At 45.1% G+C, this 18,029-nt stretch carries 16 protein-coding genes; 6 read left to right on the plus strand and 10 right to left on the minus strand.

Translation table 11 applies throughout. From position 1 onward, the window contains the following. Positions 1-5: 5 nt before the first annotated feature. Entirely contained in the window at positions 6-1,457 is a 1,452-nt protein-coding gene (locus tag BLT94_RS15970; protein ID WP_092236292.1) for a DUF1302 family protein, read from the plus strand. A 14-nt stretch (positions 1,458-1,471) separates the two neighbouring features. On the opposite strand, the gene BLT94_RS15975 is transcribed toward BLT94_RS15970, so the two are convergent. From BLT94_RS15975 to htpG, 5 genes are read right to left on the minus strand one after another with little or no spacing between them, the layout of a single operon-like run. Then, the gene (locus BLT94_RS15975; RefSeq protein WP_092236295.1) at positions 1,472-4,105 is read right to left on the minus strand and encodes a LuxR C-terminal-related transcriptional regulator; all 2,634 of its coding nucleotides are present in this window, start codon (positions 4,103-4,105) and stop codon (positions 1,472-1,474) included. Between the two features lie 47 nt (positions 4,106-4,152). After that, positions 4,153-5,433: a hypothetical protein gene (locus BLT94_RS15980; RefSeq protein ID WP_092236297.1), complete on the minus strand. Its 1,281-nt coding sequence runs from the start codon at positions 5,431-5,433 to the stop codon at positions 4,153-4,155. Between the two features lie 5 nt (positions 5,434-5,438). After that, on the minus strand, positions 5,439-6,422 hold the full coding sequence (locus tag BLT94_RS15985) for a polyprenyl synthetase family protein (protein ID WP_092236300.1): 984 nt from the start codon (positions 6,420-6,422) through the stop codon (positions 5,439-5,441). Beyond that, positions 6,419-7,747 carry a 30S ribosomal protein S12 methylthiotransferase RimO gene (rimO, locus tag BLT94_RS15990; RefSeq protein WP_092236303.1) on the minus strand — a complete coding sequence of 443 codons (1,329 nt, stop codon included), beginning with the start codon at positions 7,745-7,747 and terminating at the stop codon, positions 6,419-6,421. The genes BLT94_RS15985 and rimO overlap by 4 nt, the downstream gene beginning before the upstream one ends. Beyond that, positions 7,744-9,666 (minus strand): molecular chaperone HtpG, encoded by a 1,923-nt coding sequence (htpG, locus tag BLT94_RS15995; protein ID WP_092236306.1) that lies wholly within the window; start codon positions 9,664-9,666, stop codon positions 7,744-7,746. Before htpG ends, rimO begins: the two co-directional genes overlap by 4 nt. Positions 9,667-9,892: 226 nt before the next feature. Here htpG and BLT94_RS16000 point away from each other — a divergent pair, with 226 nt between their 5' ends. From BLT94_RS16000 to BLT94_RS16010, 3 genes are all read left to right on the plus strand, one after another. After that, positions 9,893-10,762 carry a radical SAM protein gene (locus BLT94_RS16000; RefSeq protein WP_092236309.1) on the plus strand — a complete coding sequence of 290 codons (870 nt, stop codon included), beginning with the start codon at positions 9,893-9,895 and terminating at the stop codon, positions 10,760-10,762. A 30-nt stretch (positions 10,763-10,792) separates the two neighbouring features. Continuing rightward, on the plus strand, positions 10,793-12,796 hold the full coding sequence (tkt, locus tag BLT94_RS16005) for a transketolase (protein WP_092236312.1): 2,004 nt from the start codon (positions 10,793-10,795) through the stop codon (positions 12,794-12,796). Positions 12,797-12,891: 95 nt separating this feature from the next. Next, positions 12,892-13,278 carry a secondary thiamine-phosphate synthase enzyme YjbQ gene (locus BLT94_RS16010; protein WP_092236315.1) on the plus strand — a complete coding sequence of 129 codons (387 nt, stop codon included), beginning with the start codon at positions 12,892-12,894 and terminating at the stop codon, positions 13,276-13,278. Positions 13,279-13,372: 94 nt separating this feature from the next. Here BLT94_RS16010 and BLT94_RS16015 read toward each other — a convergent pair whose 3' ends face one another. After that, complete coding sequence (locus tag BLT94_RS16015) at positions 13,373-13,621, minus strand: type II toxin-antitoxin system ParD family antitoxin (protein WP_092236318.1); 249 nt, start codon at positions 13,619-13,621, stop codon at positions 13,373-13,375. 236 nt (positions 13,622-13,857) lie between these two features. On the opposite strand from BLT94_RS16015, the gene BLT94_RS16020 reads away from it, so the two are divergent. Together BLT94_RS16020 and BLT94_RS16025 are read left to right on the plus strand one after the other, a co-directional pair. After that, a complete protein-coding gene (locus tag BLT94_RS16020) occupies positions 13,858-14,109 on the plus strand; it encodes a type II toxin-antitoxin system Phd/YefM family antitoxin (RefSeq protein WP_092236321.1) in 252 nt (83 codons plus the stop codon). Beyond that, positions 14,106-14,360 (plus strand): Txe/YoeB family addiction module toxin, encoded by a 255-nt coding sequence (locus BLT94_RS16025; protein WP_092236323.1) that lies wholly within the window; start codon positions 14,106-14,108, stop codon positions 14,358-14,360. Before BLT94_RS16020 ends, BLT94_RS16025 begins: the two co-directional genes overlap by 4 nt. Positions 14,361-14,425: 65 nt before the next feature. Here BLT94_RS16025 and BLT94_RS16030 read toward each other — a convergent pair whose 3' ends face one another. From BLT94_RS16030 to BLT94_RS16045, 4 genes are all read right to left on the minus strand, one after another. Beyond that, the gene (locus tag BLT94_RS16030; protein WP_175530380.1) at positions 14,426-15,124 is read right to left on the minus strand and encodes a type II secretion system protein; all 699 of its coding nucleotides are present in this window, start codon (positions 15,122-15,124) and stop codon (positions 14,426-14,428) included. Between the two features lie 153 nt (positions 15,125-15,277). Next, entirely contained in the window at positions 15,278-16,012 is a 735-nt protein-coding gene (locus BLT94_RS16035) for a type II secretion system protein (protein ID WP_092236329.1), read from the minus strand. A 126-nt stretch (positions 16,013-16,138) separates the two neighbouring features. Then, positions 16,139-16,768 carry a pilus assembly FimT family protein gene (locus BLT94_RS16040; RefSeq protein ID WP_092236332.1) on the minus strand — a complete coding sequence of 210 codons (630 nt, stop codon included), beginning with the start codon at positions 16,766-16,768 and terminating at the stop codon, positions 16,139-16,141. Then, the gene (locus BLT94_RS16045) at positions 16,769-18,007 is read right to left on the minus strand and encodes a type II secretion system F family protein (protein ID WP_139169051.1); all 1,239 of its coding nucleotides are present in this window, start codon (positions 18,005-18,007) and stop codon (positions 16,769-16,771) included. Positions 18,008-18,029: the final 22 nt, after the last annotated feature.

Here is an 18,029-nt window from a genome sequence, read left to right on the forward strand (position 1 = left end):
CTGTAATGAAGCTTGCAAGGGACAAGATTTTTCCCCCTGTACCCTGTTTATTTCTGTTTGTCTGCCTGATCTGCTTTTTTATTGCCGGTCTTATTGCCGATTTTATCCCGGGACTTGCCGGCAGAGCTTACGGCCAAAGTCAGTTTGACACCGATGATGAACAGATCATCTTTCAGGAAGAGGGTTGGCCGGACATGGAAGACAAAACTCACTTGACCCAGGATGATCCCCTGCACCCGGAACCAACCTGGACGGATCAATTTTTTGAAGAATCCACCGTCACGTTGGGATATAGGTTTGCCCACGGGGTGGAAGCAGGTCCGAAAATCATTGATAATAACGTTTTTGTCCGCCTTGAATACGACACCCTGTTCCGGGATTATCTTTTTTTAAAATTTGACGGCAAGTGCAGTGTTCATCCGAAAACCGATCACAGGGCAGATGCCGAAGATAGGGATGTGCTGGTTGATGCTTGGGTCAGACAAGCTTTTGTCCAGGCAGGATATGACAATTTCAGCCTGAAAATCGGTCACCAGATCAATGTCTGGGGAAAAGCGGATACAGTGGCCATAACCGATGTGGTATCTGCACGGGATCTTTCGGAATTCATCTTTATCCGGCTTGAAGATGCCAGGCTCGGCCAGTTCATGATTTCGGGAAATTTTTATTCCCGTTATTTTAATACCTTTTTGTTTTACAGCCCCCTGCCGGAAACAGACCGGGAGCCGGCCACAAATTCCAGGTATGACAGAGCGCCTGAAAGCCAAGGCACGATTGTCGTCCTGGAAAAGTCTCCCCAATTCGGCGACTCTGAGTTCGGGGTGAAAATCGATAAAATTATTTCAAAGACCGATGTCTCCCTTATGGCCGGCCGCTTTTTTTCCAATTCAGCCCGGTATGCGTATCAGGGATATGATTTGGATGCAAAACCGGTGGCAACCAAGACATACCCCGCCTACACCATGGCGGGAGCGGCATTGAGCCATGCATGGCAGCAGTTTTTGTTCAAGATGGAACTGGCATATAAGTTTGGATTTGCCTTGCAGGGAAATGATGCAGACGGGCTTTTTCGGGTTGAAAAAAAAGACGTGATTGATGCTGCAATCGGTGTTGAATACAATGCAAATGATCGATACCAAATGAGTGTGGAGCTGTCCAACCGGCATATCCGTTCAGGGGGATCAGGCCTGACACAAGATTGTGATGAAAAAGATTCGGCTTTTTACTATATGTTTCAAAAAGATTTTTTAAATCAGACCTTGGATTTTGAGTATAACTTTTATTGCCATGTCCAAAAAAAAGACAGGTTCCATCGGTTTCAACTCACCTATGACCTGACTGACAGCCTTGAAATAATAGCTGATTATACCGTTTTCAATGCCAGGGATAAAGACAGCCTGATGTGGCAATATCAAAAGGAAGACCGCATCAGCCTTGAAATTAAAAGCTTTTTTTAACGACCGCCGACTTGTCAGATCAGCTCATACTTTTCAGCAAAGGCAACTGCTTCTCCCCGTCTTTTCACATTGAGTTTTGCAAAAATACGACCTGCATACCACCTCACGGTATTGACCGAAAGAAAAAGAGTGTCGGCTATATCCTGGTTTGAGCCTCCTTTTTTCATCAATTTGAGAACTTCGATTTCACGGTCATTAAACGTCTCTTTAAATTCATTGATCATCACAGATCTAAGTTCACAACTGCCTTTGGGACGGTCAATATATTTTTTCAGATACTCCGGCAATATCCCCCGCTTCAAAGCTTGTTTGAACAAGGTCAGAATAGCTTCCCCTTCGTCAATATAAACCCTTACCTGACCTTGTTTTTCAGAAAGCACAAATGCTTTTTTTAAAATTTTAAGGGCATTATCCATATCATTTTCCACATGATATGCAATCGCCTTAAGGACGTAACATTCAATCAACCGCCCGTTTCCCTTGACCGGCAGATCCTCCCGGATCATGGCGTCAGTGATCCCATGTACATGTCTGGTCTGCTTTTTGCAAAGCCAATACCTGCAAAGGCTGAGATACAGATGATATTTATGATAGGGAATTGCCAGATCCTGATCCAATTCCAGGTTCTGATCTAATTGCAGGTACTGCAGGTTTATCTTCCTGATAAGCTCTTGGGCATCATCCATATTCCCCCGGGCGATCTGCATTCGAATTTCGTATGCCCTTGACATGAACTCTCCCCATGTAGAACTCACCCTGGCAGCCTCAATGGAAACCGCCATTGCTTTTTCTGATTCCTCATGGTTTTCGTCCGCCGCAAGAATCCTGGCATATTCCAGGTTGCCCAAAAAAATGATTTCAACATACTCATTGTTTCTGGCAAGGTATAATCCTTTTTTGCATGCTTTCAATGCCTCTCCGATTTCATTTTGTTCCCGCAGGATATCGGCCTTGAGGATATAAAGAAACCCGTATTCCGGCACAAGCGTTTCCCCGTATCGCTTCTTTCCTTTTTCAATGGTTGTGTCGATAAAAGAAAATGCCATATCCAGCTTCCCCATGACACAGAGAATATCGGCATAGCTGATGGCCCTTAAAACAGGGATATCATCTCCTTGTGATATTTTTTTGATATATTCATATGCAGATCCGATATCACCGCTATACCTCATGGAAAGCCCCAGGACCAGCTCCCCCATTTCACGGACCAGGCCCTCTTTTTCCGGCAGGGCCTGAAGACACTTTTTCATCTCTTTGATGCTTTTTTCAAATTCCCCGGTCTGGTAGAAATAGCGATATCCTTTTATCAGGGAAATAAATCCTGACACGGTTTTATCTTTTTTGAAAATCTCCCGGCCAAGGAGACCAACGGATTCAAAATCACCGGCAAGGACATTCAGCCACACCGAATAACTGCACAACTCGGGATTATTGCTGACGATGGTTTCAGGCAGACGCTCAATAAGAGTTTTCAAAACAAATCCGCCGGACCGGCTGAACAGCTCAGGAGCATTTTGCCCAAGCAGGTCTGCTGCAGCCCTGTAATTTTTTGCCAGCACCCCATGATGAAACGCTTCGCTCACTACCCCCTGATCCTTCAGCCAGACAAAAGCATTTGCATGGAGATGCTTTACCTTGCCGGGATCTTTTTCCATGAGATGCTTCAAGAGAAACTCTCTGAACAGATGGTGATAACGGAACCACTCCCTGTTGTTATCCAATGGAATCAGAAAAAGGTTATTCTGCTCCATGGCCATCAGAATTCTGCGGCTGTCGGGATTTTTTGTCACAGCCCGGCACAATTCGGAGCAGAATCTTTCCAGGATCGCGATCTTCAGCATGAAATTTTTGATCTCATCCCCAAGGCCGGACAAAACCTCCTCAACCAGATAATCAATTATATACCTGTGACTTCCGGTAAAATCATCTATAAATGACCGCTTATTCTTCTGTTCCTTCATCGACAGAATCGCAAGCACAAGTCCTGCAATCCAACCTTCGGTTTTCTTTGTGAGAGAAACAACATCTTTTTGGGTCAGGTCAAGACCGTGGATTTTGTTCAGCAGATCTTCGGTTTCATGAGTATTAAAACGAAATTGCAGGGCATTTATTTCAACCAGTTTTCCCGACAACCGGAATTTTGAAATTGAAAGCCGGGGAGCTTCCCTGCCTGCAATGATCATCCGCATATTGGACGGCAGATGATCCATTAAAAATTCCATCCCTTCATGGATTTTTCCATCTGAGATAACATGAAAATCATCCAGAACAAGGGTGAATTTTGTTCCCTCTGCGGCAATCTCATTGATCATTTCGATTAGAATGTTTTCAATTAAAGATGTTCCGGAAGATTTGATCTGTTCCAGTGAATTTTGACCGCAACGGTTCAAAACAGATGCAACCGCCGTGATCAGATACCTCCAGAAAACATTGGGAATATTTTCACTTTGTTCAAGGGAAACCCATGCCACAAGGGTTTTGCAATGTTCCACCCATTCACTGAGCAATGTGGTTTTCCCGAATCCCGCAGGAGCGGAGAGGATCACAATAGAACTTTTTTCATCAATAAGACGGCAAATTCTTTGACGGGATACAACGGCATCAGCCTTAAATCCGGGAATATGAAATTTTGTTGTAAGCAGTTGCATATTATCAATTCAGGGAATCGTCCTTTATATGCATTCTTTTATACCGCTTATTCTCCTGTAATCTGATTTTCCTCAACCTGATTTATGTCAATCGGATTTTCCAGGCCTTGGGAATCATCCGACAAAAGAGACTGCTCTTTTTCAATAAACTTGATATTCACATGATCCTCAGTCACATCTGAAATTTCCAACCCAAACGAATCAAAGGTTTTCAGCATGACGGCATCGGCAAACTGAGAAGATCGCCCCTTATAAAAGACCTCCATTATCGCATAACTTGATCCATTCTCTTTGGGCTGCATGTTTTCAATCCCAGGTATTTGTTTCAATCGTTGCTTTAATGCGATAAACCGCGGCAGAAACTGAGCCCCTTCCATCCTGACATCAAAGGTCTGCTCTTTTCTCAAATTCCGGGTCCAGTATTCATTGATTTTGTCACCCAGATCCCTGGCTGACAAACGGGCGGCCTTAACAAGCGCCTGAACATTTCCTTGCTGTGCCATATTGTTTTTAACCACGGCCTGTAATTGTGAGTTAATAACTTTTTGTCCGGTTTCAAGGTTATATCCTTCAAGATTTATTTCGGCATGAAAGGTTTTTTCATCACCCATTCGGTTAATGGCTTCTGATGCAACGGCTTTGCCGAAAACAATCATGTCGGCTTTCATTTCTTTGCCAAGCTTTCTGGCTGCTGCCGTGTCGTAAATGGAATCAAACCTGATATTATACAAAGAAGGGTCGGGACGGTCCGTGCCATTGCCAATAATAATAAATCTGTCTTGCTCCCCCGTCATTTCGGTTATAATCGTTTGTTCTGCAACAGACTGATAAGGAATGGGATTTTTCCCCCACCAATATTTTGGCAGAAGATCAGACGGGGTTTTTTCCGCAATAAAAAACAGGATCACGGGTTTATCCTGACTTGCATTGAGTATCCCGGCATTGGTCAATGTTTTTTCAAGTCGTGCAAGATCGACTTTGGACTCAACCCCCACCAGATAATAGTCATTGCTCTCAATGCCGCCAAGCACCCGATATGTAACAATATAGTCCGATGTATGGGAAAGCACCCGGTCGTAAAAAAAATCAAGATTGGCAGCAAAAATCTGTCTTGATACAAGTTCGGCAAAGGCATTTTGCAGAGCAACTTCCAGGGCATCTGACACTGCTTTCTGCCTGGCCTGCTGAAGATTATGATTGACCACCATGCTTCTGGCTGTGGTCACACCCGTTAAAACCCCGGAATCTTTGGCAGCAAAGCATATTGACATACTGATGCTGCTGATGAATAAAACCATGAAACCGACAGCTGCTGTTTTTTTAAACATCCTTTTCAAACCTTTCTTTCAATGGCATAGTCTGCAACCACACATAAGAATTCTTTGGATGGACACTCTTCAAAATAATCAAGGCAGGCTTTTGCTTTTTTTACATGATCTTGTGCCCGATTTTCAGTATATTCTATTCCCTTATACGCAACCAGTTTTTGTTTGAGTTTTTCAAACTGATCCAAATCAAATTTTGTTGTTGCTATGGCATCCTTTATCCACACCTTATCCTCTGGAGAAGCGTTGGCAAGAGTGTGGATCAGCGGCAGGGTCAGCTTTCCCTCCCGCATGTCCGCCCCTGGATTTTTTCCCAGTTGCTTGGCGCTTGCCGTGTAATCCAAAAGATCATCTGCCATCTGAAAAGCCATTCCCAAATGAAACCCGTATTGGTTCAATGCCTCTTGTTTTTCTTTTGGTGCCTTGGCAAGGATGGCACCGCTTTGGCAGGCGCCCTGGATCAGAACGGCTGTTTTTCTTTCAATAATCTCAAGATATTCATGTTCTGAAAGATCTGATTTCCCTTTTTTTTCCAGCTGGTCGATTTCCCCCTGGGACATGTCCCTGGTAATTTTTGCAATGATACTGATGATATCCGGTTCTCGTGTCTTTGCCGCAATTTCAAGAGCCCTGGCCAAAAGAAAATCTCCTGTCAGCACCACTTTGGCAGCAGACCATTTGGTGTGGGCGGCTTTTTTGCCACGCCGGATATCAGCCTCATCCACCACATCATCGTGTAACAGGGTGGCGGCATGAAGATATTCAAAAATTGTGGAAAATGTGATCTCAAAATCATCATGATAACCGCAAAGCCTGGCACTGTGAATCATCAACAGCGGCCTTAACCGTTTTCCGCCGCTGAACAGAAGGTGGGATGCAATCTGTCTGACCAGTTCCAGGTTTGGATTCAAATGATGTTCAAGCTCGATTTCAATTTTTTCAAGATCAGTTGCCACCATTTCAACAAGTCTTTGCTTTATCCCTTTTGTCATGCAATCTCCCCGGCAATATCATATTCAAAAGCATCTGTAATTCTTACCTTAACAAAGGTGCCGATTTCAAGCTTGTCTGCATAAATAAATGTCATCCCGTCAACCTCCGGGGCCTGGAACATTGTCCTGCCGATGTAAACGCCTTGTTCAGGGCTTTCTTCCACAAGAACTTCAAAGGTCTTGCCCACATAGCGTTCATTAACTGATTCTGAAATTTTGGCCTGTTCCGCCATGATCAGGTCATGTCTTTTTTCTGCAATTTCAGCACAAACATGATCTTTTAACAGATGAGACTTTAAGTCCTGGGAATCAGAATAGGTGAACACACCCAAGTGATCAAACCGGATATCCTTGATAAACGTCATCAGCGTCTCAAAATCCTCTTGTGTTTCACCCGGAAACCCAACGATAATAGTGGTTCTTAAGGCAGCATCAGGATCAATTGCCCGGATGGTTTTAAACAGGGCATACAGATCTTCAAGCGTATAGGGGCGGCCCATTTTTTTCAATATGCCTGACGAGGCATGCTGGACTGGAACATCATAATAAGAACAGATGTTTTTATGCTGTTTTACCGCCTGTATAATGGGTTGTGTAATTGTTTCAGGATGGGTATACAAAAAACGTATCCAGGCATGGTCTTTTTCAACAGTGTCGGCCAAAGCCTTGAGAACCTGTTCAAATCCTGTATCATCCTGAAAATCCCGACCGTAATCCGTTGTGTTTTCAGCGGTCAGGATAATCTCTTTAACGCCTCTTAAAACAAGATCCTTAGCTTCTCTACAGATATCATCCAATGGCCTTGAGCGCTGGATACCGCGAAGCTTGGGGATAATACAATAGGTACACGTCCGGTTGCACCCTTCCGACACCTTGATATAGGCATAATCTTTGGTGATCAGTTCTCTTGGTTCAAAACCGTCCTGGAACGCTCTTGTGCTTGGATCTGGAAAAAGGGTCAAAGGCTTTGTTTGTTTGTTTTCAACCACATCCACAATTTGGTCACACGCGGCAGTCCCTATAAACGCATCCACTTCAGGCAGGGTGGACAACAGATCTTTGTCATCCTTATACCGCTGGGCAAGGCATCCGGTTGCAATGAGCCGCTCACACTTTCCGGTTTGCTTGAATGCTGCCATTTCCAAAAGAACATCAACAGCCTCTTGAGAGGCTGTTGATATAAATCCGCAGGTGTTGACAATGATCACCCGGGCGCAGGACGGGTCATCAGTTACACTGTGACCCGCCGCCACAAGTTTTCCCAGCATTATTTCACTGTCAACCTGGTTCCTTGAGCATCCAAGATTTTCAAGAAAAACAATCATATTGATTTGGCCATCAGGTCTCCGAGTTGTTTGGAAAATCTTGCAGGATTGTCCAGCTTGCCGCCTTCGCTGATAACGGCAATATCAAACAGAAGATCACTATAGTCTTTTAATACCGGGTTGGTGGTGTCTGTCTCAAAAATTTCTTTCATCTTGCCCATGACCGGATGATTCACATTGACTTCCATCACCCGTTTCTGGTCAGGAGTTTTCTGGCCCGAGGCTTTCATGATTTTTTCCATGTATGCGCTCATGCCGTAATCATCGCCGGACAGGCAGGAAACCGAATCTTTAAGACGGTTGGAAACCACAACATCTTTGACCTTTGCTTCAAGCTTTCCTTTGAGAAAGGACATCAGAGCGGAATATTCATTTTTCTTTTCATCATCCACTTTATCCAGATCAAGATCCCCTTTTTCCGCACTCTTGAGTTTTTTCTCCTTGTAATCGGGCAGGGACTGAGTGACCCACTCATCAATTGGGTCCACCATTAAAAGAACTTCATAATCCTTTGCTTTCAAGGACTCGAGCAAAGGAGAATTCATAAGTGATGTCAGGCTTTCACCGGTCAGATAATAAATTTCTTTCTGGTCTTCCTGCATATTTTCAATATATTCATCCAGGGTGATATATTTGCCGTCCGACTTGGTGGTTTTGTATCGTAAAAGAGATGCCAGTTTTTCCTTGTTTTGAAAATCCGTTGGAATTCCGGCTTTCAGGGCCTGGCCAAACTCAACATAAAATTCTTCATATTTTTCTTTTTCCATGCCTTCCAGAACGGAAAAAATCTGTTTCACAAGGTTTTTGCGGATGTTTCGAACCAGGCGGTCTTCCTGAAGAATCTCACGGCTCACATTCAGGTTCAAATCCGGGGCATCCACAACTCCCTGGACAAATCCCAGGTATTCGGGCAACAGTTCCTTGCAGTCATCCATGATAAAAACCCGTTTGCAATACAGCTGCATTCCATTCTTTCTTTCCGGACGGAACATATCCATGGGCGCTTTGGACGGCAGATACATCAAAACATCGTATTCGGTTACGCCCTCAAATTTTTTATGGATGATCTCCATGGGCTTGTCCCAGTTGTGGCTGATGTGCCGATAGAACTCTTCATGCTCTTCATCGGTCACATCCTCTTTGGATTTTGACCAGATGGCTTTCATGGAGTTCAGGGTCTCGTCTTTTTTAACCTTTTTAAAGGTATCCCCAATGGGTTTGCCGTCTGAATCTTTAATGATTTCATTCTCAGGAAGGGGTTCGCTTTTTTCAACTTCCATGATCACAGGATAGGTCACAAAATCAGAATGTTTTTTCACAATATGCTGGATGGTATAGCTTTCCGTGAAATCCTGGTCCCCGTCTTCAGTTGCTTTTAAATGAAGGGTAATGGTGGTGCCGCGATTTTCTTTTTCTATCTCCTGAACCGTGTAAGATCCCTTGCCATCCGATTCCCATCTGACACCCATGTCCTGGCCGGGAGCCTTTGTATCCAGTGTGACCGTGTCAGCTACAATAAATGCTGAATAAAATCCAACACCGAACTGACCGATCAGTTCAGGAGAGAGAGTGTTTTCTTTTTTGGAATTTTCAAGCGCCTTCATAAACGCGGCCGTTCCTGACTGGGCAATGGTTCCGATATTGTCATTGACCTCATCCAGGGTCATTCCAATCCCGTTATCGGAAATCTGGAACGTCTTGTTTTCAGAATCCAGGGAGATCCGGATATGATAATCATTATCATCGGCAAACAGGTCCGGGTCTGTCTGTTCTTTGAATCTTGCCTTGTCAATGGCATCAGACGCATTTGAAATCAGCTCCCGAACAAATATTTCCCTGTTGGAATACAAAGAATTGATAATCAGGTGCAAAAGCTGCTGCACCTCGGTTTTAAATTGATGTGTCTCTTTTGTTCCCATGTTTACTCCTGTTTCTTAATTATCATTTAGGTATAAATTATTTTTTAATAATAATTGGTGCAAAAAGTAAAATGTCAAGGCGGGTCAGGGGTATTTTCACCTGTGCAAACAAACCCTGGGGCTGCCTCCAAAGTTTTGCCACGGCAGATCCAAAACAAATCAACATATTGAATTTTTTGCAGATACCTGTTATTAAAAAACTTTAAATTTTAAGGGATATAGCAACATGCATTATGAAGGTATGATGATACGGCCGCCAAGTGAGGCCAACAGTATTTTATTACAGGTCACCTTGGGCTGTTCCCATAATAAATGTACATTTTGCGGTACATTCAGGGAAAAACGATTTAATATCAAAAAAGACGATATTATTTTTGAAGATATCGAGTTTGCAAGAAAATACTGCCAGAGACAAAACAGATTGTTTATATGCGACGGGGATGCCATGATCGTTCCCCAGAAAAGACTGGTCAAAATTCTCAAACAGATAAAAGACCGGCTGCCCTGGGTGGAAAGAGTGGGGCTGTATGCCAACACCAAAGGGATTGGCATGAAAACCGACGAACAATTAAAACAGCTGCATGATCTTGGAGTAAAAATCGCTTATATGGGGCTTGAATCAGGGGATGACCAGGTCTTAAAGGATATAGTAAAAGGTGCGGATTCCGCTAAAATGATCAAAATGGGAAAACGGGTTAAAGCATCCGGCATTAAATTGTCCGTCACTGTTATTATTGGTATCGGGGGCAAAAAAAGATCTGAAATCCATGCCGGCGAAACCGGAAGGGTCCTGTCTGCAATTGATCCTGATTTTGTGGGGGCGTTAAGCCTTATGCTGACTCCCGGCACTGAACTTTATGATCAGTATGAAAGAGGTGAATTTGAACTTATCACCCCAAAGCAAATGCTTGAAGAACTGGGTCTGATGTTTGCTTCAACCCATCTTTCAAACGGATTTTTCCATGCAAATCATGCTTCCAACTATCTTCCCATCCGGGCGAAACTGCCCGAAGAAAAAGAACAAACCCTTGAACTGATTTCACAGGCCCTTAATGGAAAACTGGCACTTAGACCGGAACACATGAGAGCTTTGTAACACCAAATTATTTTACAGGAGAAACACACGATGGCCCAAGCCGAAACAAATCTTGATCAGTTAACCGTAAACACTATCCGGACACTTTGCATGGATGCGGTTCAAAAAGCAAATTCCGGACATCCGGGCGCACCCATGGGCTTAGCGCCTTCGGCATATGTTTTGTTCAAACGCTTTTTAAAGCATAACCCCAAAAATCCCGCCTGGATTGACAGGGACCGCTTTGTGCTGTCCGGCGGTCATGCATCTTCTCTGCTTTACAGCCTTCTGTACCTGTTTGGTTACGGGCTTGAACTGGATGACCTGAAAAATTTCAGACAATGGAAATCCAGAACCCCGGGACATCCTGAATACGGCGACACTCCGGGGGTGGAAACCACAACAGGCCCTCTGGGTCAGGGAATTGCCAATGCCGTGGGCATGGCCATTGCCGAACGTCATCTTGCCGCACGATTTAATATGGAAGAAACAGAACTGATCAACCACCATACTTATGTGATGTGCGGTGACGGTGATTTGATGGAAGGGGTTGCCCTTGAATCCATTTCCCTTGCAGGACATCTGGGGCTTGGAAAACTGATTCTTTTGTATGATGACAATTCCATTACCATTGAAGGAAAAACCGACATTGCATTTACAGAAGATGTCGGAGCAAAATTCAAAAGCCAGAACTGGCATGTGGTTACGGTTGAAGACGGCAACGACCTGGATGAAATTCAAAAAGCCATTCAGGCCGGTAAAGACGCGGTTGCCCGCCCCACCCTTGTACAGATAAAAACCCACATTGCCTATGGCAGCCCGAGCAAACAGGACAGCTCGGATGCCCATGGCTCACCCCTTGGCGAAGAAGAAATAAAACTGGTCAAACTGTTTTACGGAGTGCCTGAAGACAAAAGCTTTTATGTCCCTGAAGAGGTTCTGGAAAACTGCAGAAAAGCCCTGAACTATGGAGAAGGGTTTGAACGAAGCTGGCAGGAAATTTTTGATGAATACAAAATTGAATACCCTGAGCAGACAACCGAGTTTGTAGACGCCATCAGTGGATTTTTAACCCAGGGATGGGATGCCAAGATTCCTCAGTTTAATCCTGAAGACGGCCCTGTTGCCACACGGGCTGCATCAGGCCAGGTGCTGAACGCCATTGCAGAAAATCTGCCAACATTAATGGGTGGATCTGCAGACCTTGCTCCTTCAAACAAAACCTATCTTAACTGCTCAACCGATTTTCAAAAACAAGCCCGGGACGGTCGTAACATCCGGTTCGGCGTTCGTGAACATGCCATGGGCGGCATTATGTCCGGCATGTATCTTCATTCCGGCATCCGGCCCTTTGGCGGAACCTTTCTGGTGTTTGCAGACTATATGCGCCCGGCCATCCGTGTGGCCACCTTGATGAACCTGCCGCTGATTTATGTGTTTACCCATGACAGCGTGGCTGTAGGAGAAGACGGCCCCACCCACCAGCCGGTTGAACATGTGGCATCATTACGGGCCATCCCGGGCCTTACCGTTGTCAGACCGGCAGATGCCAATGAAACCGCCTTTGCCTGGAAAAAGGCCCTGGAAACGCTTGACTCGCCAACTGCATTGATCCTGAGCCGTCAAAAGCTGCCGACCCTGGATGTATCCCAGCGGGACGGTGAATTTCAGTACGGGGCATATACGGTAAAAGCCATATCAGATCCTGAAATGATTCTCATTGCCACAGGATCTGAAGTCCACATTTGTGTGGAGGCCGCCCAAATTCTTGAAGAAACTCACAACATCAAAGCAGCCGTGGTATCCATGCCGTCCTGGGAATTGTTTGAAAAAGCACCTGCCGCCTACAGGGAAAGAATTCTGCCTTCAGGTGTGACAAAAAGAATCGCTGTTGAAGCCGGTATTTCCATGGGATGGGAAAAATATACGGGCACGGAAGGAACAATCATCGGGATTAATAAATTCGGGGCATCCGCACCCGGTTCAACAGTCCTGCATGCCTATGGATTTTCTCCGGAAAATATCGTTAAAAACGCTCTTGACCTGTTAAAATAATCCGCGTTCAAGAATTATCCTGTTAAATGATTACCCCGGCCCGGTGATGAAACCTGGTTTCAACATCGGGCCGGGATCGCAAAAGGAGGTTGATGATGCAGATCAGCGTCAAAACAAATGCCCGAACCCAGATGGTTGACATTACGTCCCAGGTTCGGGATGCGGTAACAGAATCCGGGATAAAAGACGGCCTTGTCCATGTGTTTTCCATGCATACGACAGGTGCTGTGACCATCAATGAAAATGCAGACCCTGCCGTTGAAACTGATATTTTAAATACCATCAACAAGGTGATTCCCTGGGATGACCATTTCAAACACATGGAAGGCAATTCTGCGGCACACATAAAGGTCAGCCTGTTCGGGCCGTCGGAAATCATCCCACTGGAAAACGGCTCACTTGTCCTTGGAACCTGGCAGGGGATCTATTTTTGTGAATTTGACGGCCCGAGAAACCGGAAGGTGAATATCAAAATCATCTGATGATCATACAGATGCCTTGTTTTTGCCCCAGACTTCAACGGTGTAATTCCAGATTTTCAGTAAATCTTCTTTTGCCGCCGGTGTAAGGCGGTATTTAATCATTCCCGGCCTCGGCAATAATATCACTTACGGATTGATCGACAAACCTGCCCTGTTCAGCTTGATCTGCCCCGATTGCCAGGCGGTTTCGCAAAGTTTCAAGTTTAATGTATTGTACCAGCTTTTCATTGGCTTCCCAAAATCGTAACGCATCCCGGACCACCTCACTGGCATTGTTGTAATAACCTGATTTTACTTTTTGCCTGATACCGGCCTCAAGTTCCGGTGTTAATGAGATATGCATATCATGCCTCCTTTTTTTACGGTAATGATAACACACCTACAAAGATTATCAATCTTTGTAAAAAGGCAAAAAATAACTCTTGAAATAATCCACATCGCCAGGTCCATGTTCAAAGAATCCCTGCGCAGCAGGATTTTCCGACAACTCCAACTGTTTGCCGGATAGCTTTTGTCTTTTCGTTGGGGTCTTGACATATTTCGAACAGGCTGTACAATAAACTGTACAGGAGGTGTCATATGGACGCAATAACGTATACTGCAGCAAGGCAAAACTTTGCAAAAACAATCGATAAGGTCTGCACGGATCATGTGCCGATCATTATAACCCGGAAATCATCCAAGGCTGTGGTTATAATGTCATTAGAATACTATGAAGCCCTTGAAGAGACGGCTTATCTTTTGAGATCGCCTGAAAATATGAAAAGGCTGATTGAGTCGATTGCACAATTGGAAACCGGCGGAGGAGACGAAAGGAACCTCATAGATTGAATCTAATCTTTTCAGATCATGCGTGGGAGGACTACCTTTATTGGCAAAGAACGGATAAAAAAATTATGCGTCGAATCAATACCATAATAAAGGATATCAAAAGGACTCCCTTTGATGGAATTGGTAAGCCTGAACCACTAAAACACGCCTTATCAGGCTATTGGTCACGCAGAATCAATAATGAACACAGAATAGTCTACAAAATAAAAAATGAATCAATTTTGATCGCTCAGCTTCGTTATCACTATTAGAGCCCTGACCTACCGGATAAAATTTTTGTTCGTTTTTCACACGATTCATTCTTTTTGACGAAGTCTTATTCGTGCCGGGGGGCGGGCAGTCTTGCCACGAACATGCCGTTTCTGATGCCGTTTAAACTGTCGGTTCCCATCTGTCCGTGCCAGGCATTTTCCGTTCCTGTATAGATGAAATAGAACTCGATAAAGGCCGACAAAGGGGCTTTGGCAGCAGCAGGAGATGAGTTTTGATCAGAAGAGGGGTCTTGAACGGTTTTGTTCTGTTGTTGTGAAATATTTTGCCGGTTAAGGTTTTGTCGGAAAAGATCTGCGGAAGAGACCAGATAGAGAAGGCCGGGCTTTTCACTCGGAATTTTTGAATCATCGTTTTCTTCATCAAAATAAGAAGTTTTGTTAAAGGGGTTTGACAGGGTTGAACTCAAAGATATGTTCTGTTTCACTCCCTGGAAAACCGGGTTCCCGGTGTAGTGGTTCACAAGGGAAGCACTGGCCGGACCTGTTTGATCATACAGGGTAGGGTACAGCAGGTAGGAGGCGGGTGTATATGAACTTGCATCGGCTTTGCCTGAACTCATGTTCTGGGCATATTCAATTGTATAACTGCCGATTTCAGTGGCAGCCTGGCGGACCAGGCTGATTTTTGCCGCATTAAATGTCCGCTGGGTCCGGGGCAGAATCAGCAGCATCATGCCCCCGATGATAGCGACCACCAGGATGAGTTCCAGAAAGGTAAATCCTTTGTTTCCAAGCCTATGCATTGTTTGATTCCAGTTTTGCCAAGTCATTAAATACGGGTTGGTGAAGAAATCCGGTACGCATCCCTGAAGCATTTTTTCAGATGCATGGGATGCGTACCGGATTGATTAAAACTATACACAACTAAATTTTATTACTATGCTGTTCTCGGTTAATTAGTTAGCATCAGCATATCTAGCCACAAAAATACCGTTTCTCAGGCCTTCAAGATCGTCATGATTCATGTTTCCATGAAAGGCTCTTGTACCTTTTGTCGCTGCTGTCAAATCGTATGTTTGAGCATCAGTTCCCTGGAAGAGGAGAGCATAATAATTAAAATTTGCGTTGCCGGTTTCCCCTATATATCCCATGGCCAGGGCACCGGGTACGGGAAGACCACCCGTAGCAGGATAATTTTCGGTTGCAAACACGGAGAGCTGGTTGAACGGATTCCTGGGTATTTTATCAATCGGCACAAAATTCTTTGCCGCAATTGAAGGGGGTAGAGGTGATACAGTATCAACTATTCGTCCGGTAATATCAACAGCATTATTAACCCAGCTTGTATTTGCAGCAGTATCATCTGCCACCCAAGCAGTATTGCCAGCAGCAGCAGCAGCAACGTCTCCACATAGATACGCCAGGTAGTCTGCGGTAGTCGCTGTGGATCCCACAATTGCAGGACTAGCATTGGCATCAGTATATGCATCCTGAGACTGGACTTCCGATTCCGCCCATTCAACGGCCCAGGAGGCCAGTTCCGAGCCGATCTGCCGGACATTACCGTACTTTGCATCCACATTGGCACGCATGGCCCGTGGGACAATCACCGCAAGCATGAGCCCTATGATGACAACCACCAGCAGGAGTTCGATCAGAGTAAAACCTTTACTGTTTCTTAATTGTTTCATGAATCTTCCTTCCTTCTTTTTTTTCTTTAATGGTTAAAATACATTTTGCCGTACAAACAATTTTTTTAGGTATCACCTCCTTGTTAATAAACAAATATTAGTATTTATATTTTCCTGTCTTTAATATTAAGGACGAAGCCGGTTAATATACACTCCGGACCGAAGACCCTCCAACGAAGTTCCCATGTTGGCATAAAAATCCGTCACGCTTGTGGCATCAGTACCCTGAAAAATAAGGGCGTAATAATTGTATACACCATCTGCTACATAGGCACAGCCCAGGGCTCCTGGAAAAATATTGGTGCCTGATGGCAGGTTGTTGCCGGAAAACATGTAAAGGCCGTTAAAGGGATTTTTTATCACTTTGTCCTGGGGCATGATGTCTTTCACCGTGGTTGAAGGCACGTCATTCGGTGCGCTTCCCCTGGTGGGTATTTTTTCCGGGGTTCCCTGCCAGTTGCTGGTATTATCACTTGCGGCAATCCAGTCCACGGAACCGCTGTCTCCCAGAGTCTGCATGTAATCATTCAAAGTGCTGACAGCTGTCTCAGGCTGAAGCGTAATTTCCCGCCGTGCCCATTCATTGGCCCAGGCGGCAATCTCGGTTGCGCCCTGGCGGACCAGCTGGTATTTGGTGTCCACGGATGCCCGCATCGCTCTTGGCAAAACCATGGCAAGGATAAGGCCCACAATGAAAACGACCACCATGACCTCAATCAGGGTAAATCCGGTTTGGCTGTTTTGCTTGAATTTCATTTACATTCCTCCTGCACCGATGCCCGAGGAAATAGTGGACACCATGTTGTAAAGGGGTAGCAGAACGCCCATGATAAGCGTCAGGGCCAGGGCTGCCATGGTTACGACCATAACGGGTTCCAGCATGGCCAGGGCCGTGGCAAGGCGTCTGTCCAGCTCGTCATTATAGATGTTGGCCATGTACTCCATCTGTTCGGGCAGGCGGCCCGAGGTTTCTCCCACGGACACCATGCGAAGCACCATGTTGGGAATAAAATCAATGCGCCGAAACGCATTGGAAAGAGTGGAGCCTTCTGTGATCCTCTCCCGGCAGTCGGCCATTTTTTCCATGACAACACTGTTGTTTAAAGATTCGCCGGACAGCTTGAGTCCCCTGAGGATATCCACCCCGGATGTCAGCATCAGGGCAAGATAGCGCAGAAAAAAGGTCATGTGAACCTGGATGAAAACCCTTTTTAAAACAGGGATGTGAAGCTCGGCCCAGTCAAACCAGTACCGGGTGGGTTTGTATTTTCTCAACACAACAATCAGGATGGCAAACACGATAAGGCCTGCCAGGATAAGCCACCAATAAAGTTTAAGTGCGTTTGAAACCCCCATGACAATTCTGGTGACCATGGGCAGTTCCACCTTGAACTCTTCGAGCAGCTGAAACAGGGGCGGAAACACCATGGTCAAGAAAATCAGGGTGGTTGAGATCAGGGCGCACAAAACAAAAAACGGGTAAAGCATGGCTTTTCTGACATTTTTGATCAATTGGTCTATGCGCTTGTAGTATTCAGCGCAATTTAAAAATACTTGACTCAAATGACCGGTTTCCTCACCGATTCCCACAAGATTGACAAACAGATTGGAAAAATCCGCCGGACGCTTTGAAACGGCATTTTTGAGGGTGTCCCCGTCATTGAGGTTGTCCAGAACACTGCCCAGCACTTTTTTAACATACCTGGACTCGGCATCTTCACGGATCTCTTCCAAAGCCGTGACCAGGGGAACACCTGCATCCAGCATCACTCCGATGTTGTTGCAAAGTTCAATCAGCTGCCGGCGGCTGAGGCCGCCGGGCTGGGTTTCCTTCAAGGCCTCAAGCAATGCAAAACCGCCTCCCTGGCGGACTCCGAGCAGGTAATGGCCGGTTTGTTTCAGGTAATTGCGCAAGTCTGAAATATTATTGGCAAATTTAAGACCCGTATGAATTCTACCTGCGGCATCTGATGCTTTATATGAATAATTCGGCATAATTATTTTTTCCCTGTTTGCA

Source organism: Desulfobacula phenolica (assembly GCF_900105645.1).
Classification (GTDB): domain Bacteria; phylum Desulfobacterota; class Desulfobacteria; order Desulfobacterales; family Desulfobacteraceae; genus Desulfobacula; species Desulfobacula toluolica.

Bases quoted from the DNA above. Each gene is read 5' to 3' on its own strand.
- BLT94_RS15970 (WP_092236292.1), top strand. From the start codon at position 6: ATGAAGCTTGCAAGGGACAAGATTTTTCCCCCTGTACCCTGTTTATTT.
- BLT94_RS15975 (WP_092236295.1), bottom strand. From the start codon at position 4,105: ATGCAACTGCTTACAACAAAATTTCATATTCCCGGATTTAAGGCTGAT.
- BLT94_RS15980 (WP_092236297.1), bottom strand. From the start codon at position 5,433: ATGTTTAAAAAAACAGCAGCTGTCGGTTTCATGGTTTTATTCATCAGC.
- BLT94_RS15985 (WP_092236300.1), bottom strand. From the start codon at position 6,422: ATGACAAAAGGGATAAAGCAAAGACTTGTTGAAATGGTGGCAACTGAT.
- rimO (WP_092236303.1), bottom strand. From the start codon at position 7,747: ATGATTGTTTTTCTTGAAAATCTTGGATGCTCAAGGAACCAGGTTGAC.
- htpG (WP_092236306.1), bottom strand. From the start codon at position 9,666: ATGGGAACAAAAGAGACACATCAATTTAAAACCGAGGTGCAGCAGCTT.
- BLT94_RS16000 (WP_092236309.1), top strand. From the start codon at position 9,893: ATGCATTATGAAGGTATGATGATACGGCCGCCAAGTGAGGCCAACAGT.
- tkt (WP_092236312.1), top strand. From the start codon at position 10,793: ATGGCCCAAGCCGAAACAAATCTTGATCAGTTAACCGTAAACACTATC.
- BLT94_RS16010 (WP_092236315.1), top strand. From the start codon at position 12,892: ATGCAGATCAGCGTCAAAACAAATGCCCGAACCCAGATGGTTGACATT.
- BLT94_RS16015 (WP_092236318.1), bottom strand. From the start codon at position 13,621: ATGCATATCTCATTAACACCGGAACTTGAGGCCGGTATCAGGCAAAAA.
- BLT94_RS16020 (WP_092236321.1), top strand. From the start codon at position 13,858: ATGGACGCAATAACGTATACTGCAGCAAGGCAAAACTTTGCAAAAACA.
- BLT94_RS16030 (WP_175530380.1), bottom strand. From the start codon at position 15,124: ATGCATAGGCTTGGAAACAAAGGATTTACCTTTCTGGAACTCATCCTG.
- BLT94_RS16035 (WP_092236329.1), bottom strand. From the start codon at position 16,012: ATGAAACAATTAAGAAACAGTAAAGGTTTTACTCTGATCGAACTCCTG.
- BLT94_RS16040 (WP_092236332.1), bottom strand. From the start codon at position 16,768: ATGAAATTCAAGCAAAACAGCCAAACCGGATTTACCCTGATTGAGGTC.
- BLT94_RS16045 (WP_139169051.1), bottom strand. From the start codon at position 18,007: ATGCCGAATTATTCATATAAAGCATCAGATGCCGCAGGTAGAATTCAT.